This is a genomic window from Catenuloplanes niger (genome assembly GCF_031458255.1).
Taxonomy (GTDB): Bacteria; Actinomycetota; Actinomycetes; order Mycobacteriales; family Micromonosporaceae; genus Catenuloplanes; species Catenuloplanes niger.
Genome location: NZ_JAVDYC010000001.1, coordinates 6844351 through 6863400 on the forward strand (window position 1 = coordinate 6844351; position 19050 = coordinate 6863400).

Annotated in this window: 7 protein-coding genes; 6 read left to right on the forward strand and 1 reads right to left on the reverse strand. The window is 73.7% G+C overall.

The window, feature by feature from the left end; all coding sequences use genetic code 11:
• Position 1 precedes the first annotated feature (1 nt).
• Positions 2–1306 carry an FAD-dependent oxidoreductase gene (locus J2S44_RS30415; RefSeq protein WP_310420872.1) on the reverse strand — a complete coding sequence of 435 codons (1305 nt, stop codon included), beginning with the start codon at positions 1304–1306 and terminating at the stop codon, positions 2–4.
• A 233-nt stretch (positions 1307–1539) separates the two neighbouring features.
• Between J2S44_RS30415 and J2S44_RS30420 the strand changes: the two genes are divergently transcribed.
• From J2S44_RS30420 to J2S44_RS30445, 6 genes are all read left to right on the forward strand, one after another.
• A complete protein-coding gene (locus tag J2S44_RS30420) occupies positions 1540–2436 on the forward strand; it encodes a zf-HC2 domain-containing protein (protein ID WP_310420874.1) in 897 nt (298 codons plus the stop codon).
• 79 nt (positions 2437–2515) lie between these two features.
• Positions 2516–3097, forward strand: a complete 582-nt coding sequence (locus J2S44_RS30425; RefSeq protein WP_310420876.1) for a sigma-70 family RNA polymerase sigma factor — start codon at positions 2516–2518, stop codon at positions 3095–3097.
• Positions 3084–4436, forward strand: a complete 1353-nt coding sequence (locus tag J2S44_RS30430; protein ID WP_310420878.1) for a S8 family serine peptidase — start codon at positions 3084–3086, stop codon at positions 4434–4436. Before J2S44_RS30425 ends, J2S44_RS30430 begins: the two co-directional genes overlap by 14 nt.
• A gap of 209 nt (positions 4437–4645) precedes the next feature.
• The gene (locus J2S44_RS30435; protein WP_310420880.1) at positions 4646–6196 is read left to right on the forward strand and encodes a GGDEF domain-containing protein; all 1551 of its coding nucleotides are present in this window, start codon (positions 4646–4648) and stop codon (positions 6194–6196) included.
• A gap of 191 nt (positions 6197–6387) precedes the next feature.
• The gene (locus J2S44_RS30440; protein WP_310420882.1) at positions 6388–16929 is read left to right on the forward strand and encodes a hypothetical protein; all 10542 of its coding nucleotides are present in this window, start codon (positions 6388–6390) and stop codon (positions 16927–16929) included.
• 12 nt (positions 16930–16941) lie between these two features.
• Entirely contained in the window at positions 16942–18969 is a 2028-nt protein-coding gene (locus J2S44_RS30445) for a hypothetical protein (RefSeq protein ID WP_310420884.1), read from the forward strand.
• Positions 18970–19050: the final 81 nt, after the last annotated feature.

Below are 19050 nucleotides of genomic sequence, written 5' to 3' on the forward strand. Positions count from 1 at the left end.
CTCAGCCGTCTCGTCGCGGGCGCGTGTCCTCGGCTGCCTTGATCAGCTCGGCCAGATCGGTGTGCCCCGGGCCGGCCGGTCGATCGGGGCGCCAGCCACCGCGATAGATCGCCTTGGCGGCGGGTTCGATGGTGGCCAGCTCCGCCGGCAGCGTCCGCATCGCCAGGAACCGCCCGATCACCGGTCGTAGATCCGCGGCCACGGCGGGCATCGCCTCCGCGATCCAGACGCTGGTCAGCGGCCGGTCCAGATCGACGTCCGCGCCGCGGTAGCGGGCCAGCCGGTCCGGGTCGGTGCTGATGTGATCGTCGAACCACGGCCGGATGGCCGACTCGCAGTACGCGTCGAACGAAGCGCACGCATCCCGCAGGTCATCGTGCTCGCTCAGGGCCGTGAGCAGGCTGCGGGCCTGCATCAGGGACGTGGCGATGCCCCGGCCGACAGTCGGATTCGTGACGCAGACGGCGTCGCCGACATGGATCAGACCGGGTAATGTCCCCTGGCCGCGGTAGGTGTTGTGCAGGTTCGCGCCGACCATCGGTGCGCTGGTCGGCCGGGAGCGCTCCGGGTCGGTCCAGGCGGCGAGGGCGGGGATCGCCGCACAGGCCGCTTCGTAACCGGGTGCGTGCCGCAGCCCGGCCAGGTCATCATCACTCGAATCCCGCGCGATCAGGGTTGAGAACGTCGCGGCGTCCTGCAGGAATGCCGCCACGAGGTACCCCCGGTGCTGCTGGAGGTAGCCCAGCCCGCTGGACATCGGTCCGGGTGTGGCACCCGGCAGCAGTACGTGCTGCCGTGAGACGTACGCCAGCCCGCAGTCCTGGTCCTCCGTATCCGGACGCAGCTCGGCGCCGATTCTGGAGTTACGGCCACCGGCGTCGAGCACCAGATCGGCAGCGAGCGGCTGTCCGTCCACCAGGACGCCGGTGGCTCGCCCACCGCCGCGGGGTACGTCGTCGCCGACGTTGCCGGTGAGCAGCGTGACGCCGGGTTCCGCGGCAGCCGCCGAGCGGAGCGCCCGCTCGAACGTCGATCGACGGCACAACAGGCCGCCGGTGACGACGTCGACGGCGCCCACGGCGAGCAGTGCTTCGTGCACGTCCGGCATCTCGGCGTCGAGCGCGTCGATCGCCTGCTGGCGGATGCCATGGGGGTGGTGGAACTGCATCACCCCGCGGCGCTTCCAGCCGGTTGCGGAGGGCCCGGAGTCACGGTCGACGACGGTCACGCGGTAGCCGCGCCGACCGAGCCCGACCGCCAGGAACAGCCCGGTCACACCGGCTCCCACCACAACGACGTGCTCCATGTCCTGAACGACGACGGCGATCGCCGTCACGTTCATCCGGTGATCCGGCCCGTCGACTTCGATCCGGGGTACCCGCCATGACCGGTTCGAGTCGCACGGGACAGGTGGACGGACACCTCGCCCGGACGGTGGTGCCGGGTATCGAAGGTCACCGGTGTTGCTCCATCGGCCACAGTGGTGGGAGCATCGTGAGTCGCGGTTCCTGCCCCGAAGACCCGAGGTTCAACGTGCTGATGGACGACACGGATCGGCATCCGGTCACCGAGCTGCTCGGTGCGTACTACATGGATGCGTTGCCGATCGAGCAAGGTGACGAGATCGAGCGTCACCTCGCCGAGTGTGCCCGTTGCCGGGAGACCGCGGACGAGGTCATCGAGCTGGTCGCGACGCTCGCGCTGGTCGAGGGGGAGGGCCGGCAGGAGGTCATCGACGAGTTCGGTGCGGTGCCGGCCGCGGCCTCGACCGTGGCCGAGGCCGCGCCCGAGGTCGTGCCGGTCGTCTCGGTGACGCGCCCGGACGGGCCGGCGGAGCAGAACCCGGAGCGGCCGGCACGGGGGAGCCGGGACCGGGCGACCTCACCGGGAAACCAACGGCCGGCCGGAAGCCAGCGACCGGCCGGAGGTCGGGGGCCGGGCGGAAGTCGGGGGCCGGGCGGGAGTCAGGGGCCGGGCGGGAGTCAGCGGCCGCCGCGCAACCGGCGCCGGGCGCTGATGGTGACCGGCGCGCTCTTCGCCGTGGCCGTCGTCGCGGCCGGGCTGGCCGGGGTGGCGCTGTTCCGCGGGTTGGCCGGCCCGCCCGCGGACGGGTACGAGACGGTCGCGGCCGCCGGCCGGCAGGGCGCGGCCTCGCTCTCCGTGGTGGTGAGCGAGCAGGAGGAGGGCGACGTGCTCGTCGAGGCGACGGTGTCCGGTCTGACCGCCGGCACCGGTTACCGCCTCTACGCCACCACGGCCGACGGGGAAATCGACCTGGTCGCGAGCTGGACGGACACCGGGCAGGCGCAGAGCCAGTCCGGCCGGCTGGACGTCGCGATCGCCGACCTCGTGTCGTTCACCGTGACCGGGCCGGGTGGCGGCCCGGTGGTGACGGCCGACTTCCGCACGGCGCCCAGCAGCACGCCGCCGCGCTGACCCGCGAGCGGCGCACGGATCACGCAATCAGTTGACGGACATGCCCACACGCGCGTCCACCTGATCTCCTTGGTGGTGAATGGTGAACAGCACGTCCTCGATCCCTCGCAAGGACGCCGGGGACTCCGAAGCGACGGGTGAGACGCCGGAGGCGGCGCTCGAACATCTGCAGCGGGTGCACCGGCCGGTGCTGCTCGCCTACGTCCGGCAACTCGTCAAGGGCGATCTTCACTGGGCCGAGGACGTGGTCCAGGAGACGATGGTGCGCGCCTGGAAGAACCCGGACGCCCGGATGAAGGACGGCCGGTGGAGCCGCGGCTGGCTGTGCACGGTCGCCCGGCGGATCGTGATCGACAACATCCGCGCGGCCGCGGCGCGCCCGGCGGAGGCGCCGGACGAGTTGATGCCGGAGGTGGCCGCGGCCGAGATCGACCTGGCGGCCCGGCTCGACGACCGGGAGGTCCGGGCCGCGATCGCGGTGCTGCCGGAGCGGCTCCGGACGGTCCTGGTGGAGATCTTCTACCAGGAGCGGACCGTCGCGGAGGCGGCCGAGGTGCTGGACGTGCCGGCCGGGACCGTGAAGTCGCGGACGTTCTACGCGTTGCGGGCGCTGCGGGGTGCGCTGGACGAGCGGGGCTACAAGCGGCATGACCAGGACTGACCGGCTGACCCGGGCGGCGGCGGCCGTGCTGGTCGTGCTGGCCCTGGCCGGGGCGCCGGCCGGTGCCGCGCCGCCGGAGCAGAGCTTCGTGAAGTACTACGTGGTCCGGGACGGCGGCGAGACGCTGTACGACCTGGCGGACCGGCTGCTCCACGACCGCGCCCGGTACTCCCAGATCATGCACCTGAACACCGGGCGCGCGCAGCCGGACGGCACGGTGCTGACCGATCCGGGGCGCCTGCGGGCCGGGTGGGTGCTGGTGCTGCCGTGGGACGCGTACGGCGAGGGCGTGACCTACGGGCTGCCGCCGGCGAGCGAGCCGGAGCGCCCGGATCCGCCGGCGGACGCGTGCGCGCGCGACGGTGCCGGGGCCGACCCGGACTGGGCCGTCCTGCGGATGGCCGCGAACCAGGCCTGGGGGCGCAGCCGCGGCGAGGAGCAGGTCGTGGCCGTGGTCGGCTCCGGCGTCGACGGCACGCTCCCGGAGCTGGCCGGCCGGGTCGAGCCGGGCGTGAACGCGACCGGCACGAAGGACCGGGCCGACGCCGACTGCCTGGGGCCCGGCACCGCGATGGCGGCGATCATCGCGGGCCGCGCGACCGGGGACGGCGGGTTCAGCGGTGTGGCGCCGGACGCGACCGTGCTGCCGGTGCGGATCCTGACCACCGCGCCGGACGCGCCGCCCGAGGTGCAGGCCGCCGGCGTCGAGGCGGCGGCGGAGGCGGACGTGGCCGTGCTGGCGCTGAGCGCGGCGGTGGACGTCACGCGGGCCGACGTGGCCGAGGCGGTCGCGTCCGCCGTCGAGGGCGGCGCGGTCGTGGTGACGACCGCACCGGACGGCCCGCCGGCCGGGCCGACGCTGTCGGACGGCGTCATCCGGGTGGCCGGCGTCGGCGCGGACGGCCGAACCGCGGCGGACTACCGGGCCGGCGCGGTGGACGTCTCGGCGCCCGGTGTGAACGTCGTCACTCCCGGCGTCGACGGGCCGGTCAGCGGCGGTGACTACGCGGTCGCCTACGTGGCCGGCACGGTGGCGCTGGTCCGCGCGGCCCACCCGGAGCTGACCGTGACGGAGGTCCGGCAGCGGGTGCTGGACACCGCGGAGCCGATGACCGACGAGCGGCGCCCGGACGCGCGGTACGGCTGGGGAATGGTCGACCCGGCCGAGGCGGTGGGCCGGGACCTGCCGGGCGGGGCCGGCGACGACCCGGGTGCGCCGCTGTCCGCCGGCGGGCGGCCCGGCGGGGACGGCTCGGTCGCGCTGGTGATCGTCGTGCTCGTGGCGCTGGTCTCGGCCGCGCTGCTCGGGCTGCGGTTCCGGCGTCTCTGGCAGGAGTGACGTCGAGCTACAGTTCGTCGCACCATTGCCGATAACGAACCGGACATCGGGCGTTCCCGGGCGGTCGGGACACGAATGATGCGTACAATCCGCGTCTGCGGACCGGCGATGTCGTGAACCCGCCCGGGACATCTCACCTTCGCGGTTTCGCCGCCGACCGTAGGGGTCGGCCGGAATTCGAGCACGGGGCAGGACGGGAGGACACGCTGGTGCGTAGTGACCGCCTGCCGGTGCCCGTGTCTCCGTACGGTCCGTTTCCCGGCCTCGCGCTGCACGTGCACGACCTGACCATCCGCGGTCACCACACCGAGGGGCTCGCCGCGGCGGACGAGTCCGAGGCGATCCTGCTGATCCTCGGTGACCAGCGCACCTGGCGGGTGGCCCGGCTCGGCCGGATGTACGCGTTGGCCGCGCTGGGCCGGCACGAGGAGGCGCTGGGCATCGGCGAGGCGCTGATCGCGGACACCTACTACGGCGGACCGCGGGCGACCGACGCCAAGATCATGGCGGACACCGCGCGGGCGTACATCAGCATCGCCCGGATCGACGAGGGCCTGAACTACATCGCGCGCGCCACGCTGGTGCTGGACACCGTGCCGACCGGCGGACCGCGCTACTTCTCCGCGATGGCGTCGCTGTGCGAGGCCGCCAAGTACGCGGAGCTGTTCGAGCTGGCCGACGACATCATGCGGCGGACGCTGAGCGCGTCCGAGGCGCCGGAGCTGTGGCGTACCTCCGCGGAGCTGCAGTACGTGGAGCTGCTGCTGGAGTGGGCGGTCCGGCTGGAGCAGGTGGACCGGGCCGAGGAGGCCGCGGTCGAGGTCGCCAAGGCGGTGACGCTGGTCCGCCGGTGGACCGACCTGGGCATCGACTCGCCGCTGGCGTTCGCGCTGCTCGCGCTGGGCTCGGCCAAGCAGGGCGACCACGCGGAGGCGATGAAGCAGGTCGATCGGCTGCTGCTGAGCATGCGCGCGGCCGGGCAGAGCCACGAGGCCCGGCTGTTGCACCTCGCGCACGGTATCGTGCTGCGCGACCAGGGCGACCTGCGCGGCGCGCGCCGGGAGTTCCAGGCCGGCCTGGAACTGGCCGTGCTGGCGTCGCAGCGGCTGCTCTACCGGTACGAGCTGGCCCGGCTCGCGCTGCGCGAGTCGCCCGGCGAGGCCACCGCGACCGTGTTCGCCGCGCTGCGCGTGCACGTCGAGTCGCTGTGGCGGCTGCGGCTGGACCGGCGCACCATGCTCCGTCAGGCGATGCGCCGGGTGGAGCTGGAGGCGGCCCGGTTCCGCGCGGACCTGGCGGCCAGCTCGGACGCGCTCACCGGGCTCGGCAACCGGCGCATGTTCGACCGCCGGATGGAGCACCTGAACGACGTCGGCTCGCTGCTGCTGATCGACGTGGACGAGTTCAAGGGCATCAACGACCGGTACTCGCACGGCGTCGGTGACCGGGTGCTCGGCGAGATCGCGGCCGTGCTGCGCGCGCACTGCCGCGCGGACGAGGTCGCGATCCGCTTCGGCGGCGACGAGTTCGCCATGTTCCTCGCGGTCGGTGAGCGCGAGGCCCGGGTGGTCGCGGAGCGCATCCGTCAGGTGATCCTGACCCGCGACTGGCACCAGATCGCGCCCGGTCTGCGGGTGACGCTGTCGATGGGCCTGGCCCAGTGCGTGGCCGGCGAGTCCGGGCGCGACCTCTACGACCGTGCGGACGCCCGGCTCTACCTCGCCAAGCGCGGCGGCCGGAACCAGCTCGCGGCCGCCTGAACCCGCCGCACGGCAACCTCTCCTTAACCACGTCCGAGCCGCTGACCAGCGGTCTCGGCAGCACAACACGTCGGACACATTGGAGCACTGAACAATTAACAAACCGGGGATGAACTGGCCCTGAGCGACTCCCGTAGTCGAGCTGCGACGGCGCGTGCACGATCCGGCGGCAGCATGAGGGGGAGAACGACATGGCCGATACGGGGTCCCTGTCGAGCCTGTGCCCGGACGGGCGGCTCATCGTCACCGGGAACGGCGCGCTGTTCCACCCGTACCCGATGGACGTGCCGGTCGACATGGTGGCCGTGGTCCGGGCGCTGCAGGCCCGGCGGGAGAACGGCCCGGCCTTCTTCCTCTCGCACGAGGCGCTGACCGACCCGGCCGCACTCGGCGCGGTCGAGCGCGTCGCCAGTGACCTGCTGCCCGGCCAGCAGGCGCGGATCGCCGCGTATCCGGTGGCGGGCACCGAGAAGACCGCGGTGCAGACCTGGCTGACCGCGGCGGACACGGTCGGCGTGCCGATCAGCGTGCCGTACGAGTCGTGGATGGACCTCTCCCCGCGGGTGATCCGGGTGAACCGGGACGGCCACCCGGCGCCGCGGGGCGAGTTCGTCCGCGTGCTGCCGAAGGGGCTGACGCTGATGCGGGCCGCGCTCGGCACCGCGGTCACGCTCGCCGCCGATCCGGGCCGGACGCCCTGGCAGCGGCTCGGGGAGCTGGTCGCGAGCGTCGCCGCGCGCCGCGAGGAACTGCGGGTGCCGCGCTCCGGCGCGATCGCCGGCGCCAAGCGCTGGCAGGCCGGGTTCCAGCTCGCGGCCGGCGTCGCGCTCGGCCTCCCCGGCACGTCCGCCCGGGACCCGCTCACCGCGGACGACCTGCTCCGGCTGTGGAACCACCCGGCGCCGGTGACCGACGCCGAGATCGTGCCCGAGGCGCTGCTGGGACGGCCCGGGCAGATCGCGCTGGTCCGGCAGGCGGACCAGGTGCACTGGCTGGTGTCGCACGACGGCGCGCTGTGGTGGGTGAACCTGGCCGCGGACGGCGACCCGATCCGCCGGTTCGATCCGGCGAACCCCCTGGACCGGGCCGAGCTGACCGCGACCGGCACGTCCGTGCGCCTGCTCGACCCGGCGGCCGTGCCGCGGCCCGCCGCGGTCGGCCGGCCCGACATGTCGGGCTGGCAGCCGATCGGCGACCCGACCGCGGTGGACCAGCTGCGCACGCAGTTCCCGCAGCTCGCGGGCCTGAACCAGGATCGGACCACGGCCGACGAGGACTGGCTCACGAACTGCGTCATCTCGTCGGTCGCCGCGGTCTCGCAGATGCTGGATCCCGGCCAGCAGTACCTGTCCGTGCCGATGGGACTGAGCGACGTGGACGTCCTGTCGTTCGTCCTCGACGGCGGCACGCTGAAGGACACCGACCGGATGGCGACGATCGCGGCGTCGCTGCCGGTCGAGGGCGCGACCGGATTCGTCATCGTCGGCGCCGAGCAGGGCAAACCCGGTCACGCCTTCGTGGCCCGGCGGGTGCGTCCGGTGCGGGCCGGGGCGACCGACCCGTTCGACGGGATCGCGTTCTACGACAGTCAGACGCACCGGCAGGCGGCGGTGCCGGCCGACCCGACGCGTCTGCGGTTCGCCGGCGTCCCCGGCACCGGCGTGGACACCGCGCCGATCGACGCGGCCCCGAAACAGACCCCGGCGGCGGTACGCCAGAAGGCGTGGACCGGCGGCCCGGAGATCGCGGACGTCGCCGGTGCCGGGAGCGACCCGCTCGCGACCGTCCCGGACCAGGCACGGCCCGCCACCCGGTTCAACGGGCTGACCGCGGCCGCGAACCAGCTCTCGAACCCCGGGCCGCCGGTCGCGGTGCCGCCGGTGATGCCCGGCCCGTTGAGCCTGAACGGGTTCATCGCGTCGTACCGCACCGCGCTGAACGACATGATCACCCGGCGAGCGGCCGCGGAGAACGCGGCTCAGGCGCTTCGCGACGCCTGGGACGTCGTCGACGACCACGAGCAGCGCCTCGCCGACGGCCGCCAGGCGATCCGCGACCTGGAGCGCCGGCTCGCCGCGGCCGACCTGGCGATCCACCGGGCGCAGGGCGAGGCGCGACTGGCCGAGGCGGACACCACCCCGGCCGCGCCGCAGCGGCGGGCCGAGGCCGAGACCGCGCTGGCGCAGCGCACGGCGCAGCGGCGGGACCTGGCGACCAGGCACGACGACGCGATGCGGGCCCAGCGGGACCTCGGGACCGCCTTCTCCGCCGCCCTGCGGCAGCTCTCCCCGCTCGACCAGGCGTTCCGGCAGGCGGACACGGCGCTCACCCGGGCCCGCAACCACGCCGAACAACTGCGGATCCTGACCGACAACGCACAGAACTTCCCGGTCGAGGGCACCCGGATGACGTCCGCCCAGGCGTCGTCGATCCGGCGCGAGGCCCGGCGGCTGGTCGACACCGTGCTCGCGCCGCAGGAACGGACCGCGGCCGACACGGTCACCAGCACCGCCGGGCGGATGACCAGCCTCCGCGACCCGGCCGGCGGCGGCACCCAGCCCTCGCTCGCGGACGCGGAGCGGGCCGCCCGGCTCGTCGACGACGCGGGCCGGACCGTCCAGGCCCGACACCAGGAACGCCAGGACGCGGCGGTCCGGCTGGCCGAGGCGATCGGCCGGCTCACCGACGCGCGGGTCACGGCGCAGGCCAAGGAGGATGCCGCGACGGAGTTGCGGGCCGCGGCCACCGCCGCCGCCGAAGCGCTGAAGGCGGCGAAGGACGGACACCAGGCGCTGGACAAGAAGCTCACCGAAGCCCGGGATGAGCTGGCGAAGCTGCTGCAGGCACACCGGGCGAAGCCGGTCGGGCCGGAGCCGTCCGACCCCGAGATCGCCCGCATCGAGCGCGCGATGAAGGAGAACACGGACGCGCGGCCGATGCTCGAGTCCAAGGTGGCCGGCGCGAACAACCGGCTCAGGGCCGCGGAGCGGGAGGTCGGGACGGCGACCGAGGCGCTTCGCCGGGCGCAGGACGCGTATGCCGACGCCGACGCCGCGCACACCGCCGCGGTGGCCGCGGAGACCGCGGCGGAGGGCGCGCTGGCCGGCGCCCGGACCGCGCTGCGGAACCACCCGGCCCCCGGCGAGATGCTGCAGCGGCTCTTCGCCACCGGCTGGGATCTGCAGCAGGCACGGGCCGAGCAGCGGGCGGCGGCGCAGCGGCTCGAGGTGGCGCGCGCCCGGCTCGCCGCGCTCGACACCCGGGTCACGGCGCAGGAGGACCTGACCCGGTTCGGCGACCGGGACGACCCCGGCGGCGACAGCGCGCACAGCTACCTGAGCGTCGGCTCGGAGCTGTCGATGACCCCGGCGGACGCCGACGCGGTCCGGCGGATGGTGCACCAGCGGGTCGATCCGAGCGTGCACCACACCCAGCGCGAACAGATGCTGGAGGAGATCGACTGGCTCACCACGCAGCTCGCGCTGACCGGGGACCTGCCGTCCGCGACCGGCAAGTCGGGCAGCATCCACGTGATCGGCACCGGCGACCACGCGCTGCGCGTGACGATCCGGGCCAAGCTGATCCGCAACGAGGAGCCGGACGCGCTGCCGGACTACCCGACGCCGATGACGAACCACGGCGAGAACCGCAAGTACCACGCGTCGTCGAACACGACCGGGCAGCAGACGTCGACGGTCGGTGAGTACCCGGTCAGCATGCAGCCGTTCCTGCCGATCAACTGGGGTCCGTTCCGGATCTTCAACCTCGCCGGGACGCTGCGCCTGACGCACAACAAGTACACCCGGATCACCAACACGGACCTCGGCGCGGGACAGGGCACGGTCGAGCGGCTGCGCGGTCCCGGGTACGCGCACTCGTACACGGTCGAGTGGACCGCGTCGGCCGAGTCGGCGCACGCGCCGCTGCCCGACCCCACGGTGCCGGTCCCGGCACCGCCGGGGCCCCCGATCCCGCTGACCACCGGCACGAACGTGCCGGTCCGCACCGGGCTGACGGTCAACTTCCCGGAGCACATGGCGATGCCGGAGCGGCCGGCGAACACGAGGCCGCCGGGCGAGGCGCAGCTGGCGAACGAACTGATGTCGCTGGACACGTTCCACGACCCGGCCGGCGTCGGCAAGCACATCCTCGGCGTGCTGCCCCGCCTCGCCGGATTCACCGGCGCGCGGCGCGCGTCGTTCCGGCTCAGCCCGGAGTCGCAGCGCGAGGTGCTGGAGTTCAGCAGCTTCGGCAACACCCACAGCAGCCTCTCCCGTCTGCGCCGGGACGGGCTGCTCTCCAACACGCTGCGCGACGCGAACGGCCGGGAGATCGGGATCCTGCGGCTGAAGGCGGTGCCGGCACCGGGCCAGGACAACCGGATCGTCACTCAGACCACCAACAACACGCTCGAGTTCTACCACCAGATCCGGGTGCAGGAGCGCGGTTCGGCCCGGCTGCGCAGCGGTGCCGAGGGCAGCGTGAACGCGGGCCTGACAAGCATCCTCGCGCCGATCGAGAAGACCACGGTGGCCGGTACCTACGGCTCGGTGAGCGCGTCGGTCACCGGCGCGGCCGGACACGGCGTCACGGTCGGCACGAACACCGGCACCAGCTCGGAGATGGGCCGTGGCCTGCGGTCCGCGAAGGACGCGACGCCCGGCTACCCGGGCGGCATCACCCGCGGCATGGTCGCCGACCTGGACACCCGGTTCACCGTGGAGCTGCTGGTCGACGGCCGCACCGACGCGGCCCCGGCGCAGCGCGAGACCTGGACCGGGCGCGCCGCGGACCAGGAGGGCATGCGCGCCCGCTGGGTGCCGTACGCGCTGACCAACGCGGGCGGCATGCACCTGACGCACGGCATGGCGGACGGTGACGCACCGGGCCTGGTCATCTACGAGAACCTGCGGATCGAGGGACGTGACTACCCCTCGCCGCTGCCGGCCGGCAGCGCCCGCCCGCAGTCGGTGGACGACTGGGTCCTCGCCCAGCTGCGCATCAACAAGTTCCTGGCGGCCGAGGGCGCGGGTGACGCGAAACAGGCGCTCAACCACCGCCGGCTGCTGGACACCGCCTCGAACTTCTACCGCGAGGCGATGGCCGACGACCTGCGCGGTGACGGCATCTGGGTACCGTTCGAGAAGACCACCAAAACCGGCATCGAGCGGCTGTGGGTGCGGTACTTCGCGCGGCAGGTGGCCGGGACCACGCCGGTGCACCACGGCAGCACCACCGAGATGCGGATGAACACGTCGGTGGACTCGTTCTTCCGCAGCGAGCGGGTCCGGTCGCACTTCACCACCAAGCGGTGGGCGGCGAACGTCAACGGCAACATCCCGCTCAAGAAGATGCCGGACGTCCCGGACGGCACGCCCACGGCCGACGTGCCCGCGATCATCGAGGACAAGGCGGCCAAACACCCCTGGAACAGCTTCACCATCAGCGGTACGCCGATCGGTCACTCGGTGGAGAACTCGGTCTCCACGGTGAACGGTCAGGTGACGTCCCGGTCGGTGATCCTGTCCAGCAGCGCGGGCCAGCCGGTGCACAAGTTCACCGTGGACATGCAGCTGGACGCGGAGATCTTCCACGAGGGCACGTTCACCCCGTGGAAGACGTACTCCCGGGAGGCCGGCACGACCGAGCGGGCCACCATGGACATCTGGGCGCCGGACATGCGCGTCACCGCGACCCCGCAGACCCGCCCGCCGCTGCCGACCGGGTCGCGTCCGGCCACGTCGGCCGACCAGGCGCGGCTGCGGTCCGGGCCGGTGCTGCCCAACCTCTCCGGCGTGACCGGCGTGCGCGGCTCCGCGGCGCTCAACATCGCGTTCCGGCAGGACACCCGGGGCCTGTTCGGCGAACGCCGCCACGCGGGTCTGATCGGCCACCACCCGGGCAGTGACGCGACGCTGACCGGGCAGGCCCGGCGCGCGTTCCTGACCGAGGCGCGGCTGATCGCGGCGATCGACCCGATCATGCGCAGCTCGCACTCGACCGAGCAGGCGTTCGAGGACGGTGCGATCTCCGTCCCGGAGGGACGCTACGAGCTGCAGGCGTACGTCAACGCGGTGCCCCGCCTGATCCCGGCCCGCCCGGGCGCGCAGAACAGCACGTACGTCGAGGACGGCAACCAGCTCTTCGACAGCCACGAGCTGATCCGGCAGGGCAACACCGACCGCAACCACAGCGTCGGGCCGGGCGTCGTGTTCCGCTACGGCAACGCCGGCGGGCAGGTCCGGGCCGGCCGCGGGCACCGGGAGAACGCGTCGGTCACGCACACCGGCATCGACTACCGGATCAACAACTACGAGCTGCCGGTCCACTCGGTCGCGATCCCGGTCACGTTCGTCGGCACGTCCACGTTCGCGGCCCGCAACGTGGCGAGCAGCACGTTGTCCGTGTTCGGCGGCAACCCGTCGCAGAAGAGCACGTTCGCGCTCGACGTGGCGGACGCGATCGAGTCGCTGGTCAGCGTTAACGACCTGGCCACGCTCTGGCACAGCCTGGAGACGACCTGGCCGCACGACGCCACCCGCCCGGTGGACACCGGCCGGACACTGGCGGACGGCACCCGGGTCGGCCCGGAGTTCGTCAGCGGCCTCGACGACACACTGCTCGGTCAGGTGCTGGACGCGAAGCGGAGCCTGTTCCGCGCGCCCGGGACCGCCCCGGACGCGGGCGAGGAGGTCTACTACCTGCCGCGGCGGATCTCCGGCCGGCAGGGCCTCGGCGACGCCTCCGTGCTCGACGTGCAGCTCGAACCGGCCCCGGTCCCGGCACCGCCGCCACCCGCCGCCGGTGCCCCGCCGGCCGCCCCGCCCCCGCCGCCGGTGCTGGCCCGGGCGCTGTTCGACGAGGCCGTGTCGCAGCTGAACGCGAAGCTGCCCGGCGTGCTCGAGCCGGGCTCGACCACCTACAAGGCCGGTCTCTACGAGGCGGTCGGCGTGCTCACCTCCTCGGTCGGCAGCCGCACCGGGGTCCGCCGGTTCTTCAGCGCCGGGGACACCGGCGAACCGGTCCGGCTCGGCCGGGTCTCGCAGGTCACCACCGTGCACGCCACGGCCGGCGCGATGGTCGTCGAGGTGGAGACGCTGGCCCGGCCCGCGGACCGGTACACCGCCACGCCGCCGGCCGGCGACCCGACCGAACTCTTCGGCGTGCCGCACCGGGGTGCGGACCTGGAGATGCACGGCATGTCCGGCAAGCACAAGCAGCGCAGCCAGAACGACAGCGACTACAGCTGGGCGCTGCGGGTGGCCGGCACCGGGCACCCGGTGCCGAGCAGGAGCGACAACGTCCGGCTGACCGGCGCGACCGGGGCCGGTGACGCGTACCGGCAGCACAACAAGGGCAGCCGGCACCGGGAGCAGCAGGTGCACCGGTTCGTCACCAAGTCCAGCGGCAACCTGGCCCGCACCACCGTGCCGCTGGAGCTCGGCGTGCAGGTCACGGTGACGCCGCTCAAGGAGTGGGTGATGTCCTCGGCCACGTCCCGGCTGAGCGCCGCGTGGAACGAGGGCGCCCGCCGGCTGAACTGGGTGCGCACGTCGCCGGGCGTGACCTGGCACCGGGCGAACGTGTCGCTGGAGTTCATGAAGGAGGACGGCAGCACCGACCGGCTGACCACCGCGCCACCGGCGAACCAGAACCGCCCGGCCACGCTGTTCGACGCGCAGCCGGGCGGCGCCGTCACCCCGGCCGCGACGCAGCCGATGACCGGCACGGCCGCGCAGCCGCACTTCACCGCGGCCGAGGTCGGCACGTGGGCGCCGTTCGACGGGCTGAACGAGCGGTTCCGGATCAGCCGGTTCGGCGCGGCACACCTGATGGCGGACGCGGTCGGGACGGTGCTGCCCGGCGCGGACCCGGCGGAGCTGCAGGAACTGCTGGACAACGAGGTCGGCGGCGCCAACACGTACGCGCTGATGAGCCGTGGTGGCGTGGACCTGACCGTGCTGAACAACGTCGCCGGTCTCGCGCACGAGCTGGACCTGGAGGTCAAGCCGGTGAAGGCGAGCGCGTGGCGGTCGCCGCTGGACACGTACGTGGACGCGAGCGGGACGCCGCAGCAGTTCAGCCCGGGCGAGCTGACGCCGGGCGTGTTCGAGTACTTCCCGATCTACGCGACCAGCACCACGACCACGGCCAGCACCGCGCAGGTCTACAGCCTCACGCTGTCGATGATCCAGTCGTACAACCTCGGGTCCCGGGCACCGGCCGCCGAGCAGCAGAGCGGCGTCGAGCGCCGGCAGGCCGTGCTCCCCGGTGGCGTGCCGACCGCGCCGACCAACCCGAGCGGTGGCGGCTACTACAACATCCGCCCGGAGTACGGCGCCGCGCCCGGCAACCAGACGTTCATGAACGTCACCTATCCCGGCATCACCGTCCCGGGTGGCAAGAAGACCAGCTCCGCGGCCACCGTCTCGCACGTCGACCGGCGCGGCCAGCGCATCGTGCCGCACGCGGCCGGCGGCACGGACCAGACCCGGGTGCCGTACGTGCTGCGCGAACGGGACGTGCTGTTCGAGGTGAAGGGCACGACGCCGCGCGACTTCCACGAGCTCGGCGAGCTGATCCAGATGGCCGGTGACAAGGTCGGCGAGATGGCCAGCGACGGCCGGATCACCCGGGCCGCGGTGCGGGTGGGCGCCAGCCAGGGGCTCGCGGACCGGATCGGCGAGAAGATCAAGGAGATCGCCACCACGGCCCGCGGCGCGGTGGACCCGGCGCCGGTGGTCAGGACCGTCTACGTCGCCTCCACCGTGCAGGTGCGCATCCCGCTGGCCGAGCTGCAGCCGTCCCGGCCGGTCCCGGACGCACGGCACCTGGGCAGCGACCGCACCGACGAGGCGGACGGCAGGGCCGCCGCGCTGCCGGACGCGATCCCGGGCTGGACCGCGCTGGTCGGAGAGTCCACCACGCTCCAGACCGGCAGCCTGGTCGGCGGCCGCACCACGTCCGTGATCATGCAGGAGCTGGACGCGATCCGGTCGGACCCGGCCGCCGGCACGGCCCCGCGCCCCGCCAACGTGGTGCTGATCGGCGGCGACCACCGGCGGGCCGGCGCGGACCTCTCCCGGGCCACCGGTGGCTGGGTGCTGGCCCAGGCCCAGCACATCGACCGGTACGCCGGACTCACCGACCCGATCGCGGGCGAGCGGCACCGGTACCAGCGGGCGATGGGCGAGCCCACCGCCTGGGAGCTGTTCGAGAACGGCCGTAGTCACGGCCCGGTGCCCGGCCTCAACCTCACCGACGCGATCAACCAGGCGGTCGCGGTCGCCAACCGGGGGACGGCGGCCGCGCCGGGCGGCCCGGCCACGACGGCCGCCACCACCGGGGGCGACGTGGCCGGCCGGGCACCCGGCGGCTGGGCGGCCTTCGGCATGGCGCCGCCCGCGGACCCGCCCGTCGCACCGAAGCCGAAGCCGAACCTGAACCCGTTCTCCATCGGCAAGCCCACCCTCGACCCGTTCACCGTCACGGCGCCGGACCCGTTCGCGAGCCGGCCGGCGCGATCCGCACCGCCCGCCCGGACCGCACCGACGGACCCGGCGACGCTCCCCGGCCGGGACCGTCCGATCCGGACGCTGGGGGACTTCTCCAAGAAGACCGACGCGGAGGCGCTGAAGCAGATCATCGAGGGGGTACGCCAGTCGGCCGGCGGACCGGTCGTCGCGATCAGCCTCGGCGGCCCGCCGGCCACCGTGACCGAGGCGGTCCGGCAGCTCGACGAGATGCTCCGGCACGACGGCTGGCTGGGCGAGCCGCCGATCGTGGCCGCCACCATGGGCGTCAACCAGGCGCTCGCCGAGTTCACCCGGGTCCGCCTGGCCCACGGCGCGGTGACCGTGCTGCAGGACATGGCCGGGTTCGACCGGGTGTGGCAGCTGCTCAAGCCGGGCGACGTGAACCCGTCCAAGATGGACAGCCGGCCGGACGGCACACTGTTCGAGGACGCCGCCAAGGCGGTCCGGGCCACCGGGCGCACGCTCGCCCGCCCGCTGGCCGAGTGGCTGCGGATCCCGGACTGGGCCGAGGCGGAGGCGTACCAGCGGGCGAACGACGCGCGGCTGCGCACCCCCGACATCCTCGGCGAACTCCGCGCGGTCGTCGCGGAGCACCCCGGCGACCCGCGGCTGCAGGCGTTCCTGACCGCGCTGTCGGTGGCGGAGCGGGCCGGGGGCTTCCCGGCCGAGACCGCACCCCGGCTCGCGCCGGTCGCGACGTCGTTCCTGGACGTGGAACCGCCGTACGACCCGGCCGCGGGCCCGATGCCGGCCACGTTCGTCTACGACTACCTGCGCTCCGCCGGCGGCACGCGCCGGAACCGGTACGCGCTGGACGGCACGCTCTTCCAGCTGATGGTGGCCGGCCAGCTCACCGGTCCGGAGACCGCCGCGCTGTCCCGGGCCACCGCCACGCACCGGCTGGACCGGGCGAACGCCAAGGTCTTCGACCTGGTCCTGGACCTGCGGGAGATCTCCGGCGAGCGACTGCTGACGGACTCGGACGCGGTGCTCCGCGAGTTCCTGGAACGCGCCGGCCGGCTCGCCAGCACGCTCAACGGCGCGCTGCCGGAGGACTGCCTGGACCCGATCGACCGGACCGCCTGGGTGGCCCGGCTCGACTTCCTGCGCGACCTGTGGCGGGAGTCCGGCGGCCGGATCGGGGAGCTGCGCGCCGACATCCTCGACTCGATCACGTACACGCTGTCGAACTGCTGATACGGGGGATCCATGAACCTGCCGCTGACCGCGAACCATCTCAGCGCGATCTGCATCGACCACGTGCTGCCCACGCTGACCGGCGCGCACGTGCACACCGAGCCGATCTCCGCGCGCAACGGCGACCCGCGCGTCCGGGCGCTCGCCACGCTGCCGGGCCGGGACGGGCACGTCTACCTCTCCTTCGGTACGGAGATCGACGGCGCGATGACCGCGGCCGGCGCGCCCGGTGCGGCACGCGGCCGGGCCGTGCTGTTCCAGTTCCTGCACCAGACGCCGGCGGAGGTCGTCGACCGGGCCGTGCTGCGCCCGCTGGACCCGACCGGGCTGACGCTCAGCGACGTCGCGGCGCGCGCCGACGCGTCCGGCCTGCCGGTCGAGATCCGCCGGTCCGACCTGGCCGACCCGCGACCGGGCGAGCCACCGGTCGCCCCGACCCGGCTGCTCGGCTTCACCGCGGAGATGGAGCTGACCACGGTCGCGGACGCGGACGTGCTGTGGGTCGCGCCGCTGCGGCACTGGGCGCCCGGGGCGTACACCGGAGCGGGTCCTGAGGTGCTGGCCGCGGCGCTGACCACGCCGTACCCGATCGCGAGCATGGTCTTCGACGGCCCGAACGGCGTCCGGCTCGGCATGCCGGCCGCGCTCGCGGAGTTCGTGCACGGCACCGCGCTGGCCGCGGTCGGCCGCCAGCTCGGCACCGAGGACCTGCCGCCGGTCCCGGGACAGTGGCTCGGCGGGTACGGCGACCTGCTCGCCGCGATGGCGAAGCCGGACTCCCGGGCGCTGGTCCGGGTCGACTCCGCCTCCGGGATCAGCTCCGTCTTCATGGCCGTGCACGACCAGCACGGCCTGGCGTTCCTGGACCCGGCCACCGGCAGCGCGGCGAGCTTCCCGCCGGTGCCGGCCGGGATCGAGCTGCACCCGGTCGACGCGACCGGTGACCTCACCACCTGGCTGGCGGAGCCGGCCGCCGCGCCGGTGCCCACGCCGCCGGTGCGCGCCGTCAACCGGTCGTCCCGCGTGCACCTGGTCCCGCTCGGCGACACCGGCCGCGCGATGGACGTGATCGGCTCGCCGAGCGACCGGAACGCACGGTTCCTGGACGAGGCCGCGGCCGCGGCCGCGCAGGTGGACGCGCCGGTCATCGCGTTCGCCAACGACCGGCCGGGCGCGCCGCCGTCCCGCCGCGACCTGTTCGACCTCGAGTTCGCGCTCATCCAGCAGCAGCGCAACGTGCTGGCCGGCGGCGCCACCCCGATCGTGGTGGTCCGCGGGGACGCGCCGGCCGCCTTCTCCGCGCTGCTGGAGAAGTACGACTTCGCGGTGGTACGGCAGGGCCGGCCCGGTGGGCTCGGCATCAACCTGGACAACTCGTGGATCGGCCGGAACGCGGACGGCACCCAGGCCACCGCGCCGTCCCGGACGCTCACCGGCGACCTGCTGCGCTCCGTCGGCGCCCGCCCGGCCCAGGCCAAGACGCTGCCGGTGGACGACGCGGTGCTCGACTTCGTGTCCACGCCGCTCGAGGACGTGGCCGCGGTCAAGGGCCTACTGACGTCGTCGCTGCGGGGCCTGGCACCGCAGATCCGGTCGCTCGGCGCGCAGCCGGACATGTTCGCGGCGTGGGAGGCGATCCTGCGCATCGACGGGCGGCGGGACGAGGCCCTGTCCGGCGCCGCGTTCGACTACCTCGGCGCCACGGCCGAGGCGGAGCGCAAGCAGAAGGCGCTGTCGTTCGTACCGTCGCTGATCGAGAAGGACCCGGCCGCGCGCGGCGAGGGCTTCACTGACCTGATCGACCTGACCAAGGGGCCGCTGGACGACGGCGCCAGCCGGGCCGTGCTGGCCGCGATCCAGCTCGGCCTGGAGGGCGGGTCGCTGGACGCGATGAAGCAGGCCATCTACCAGCACTCCGTGTACCTGCCGGAGACCGGCCGCACGGACTGGATCCGTGAGCTGCGCGGCCTGATGCAGCGGATGCCGGAGCACGGCGCGCTGTTCGAGCAGGTGGCGGTCTATGTGGAGACGTGTCCGTAGCGCCGTTAACCATTGAATCGACTTTTTAACAAACTGATCGTGAACCGATACTGACGGGGAGTCGTAAACCGGCGTTGCGTG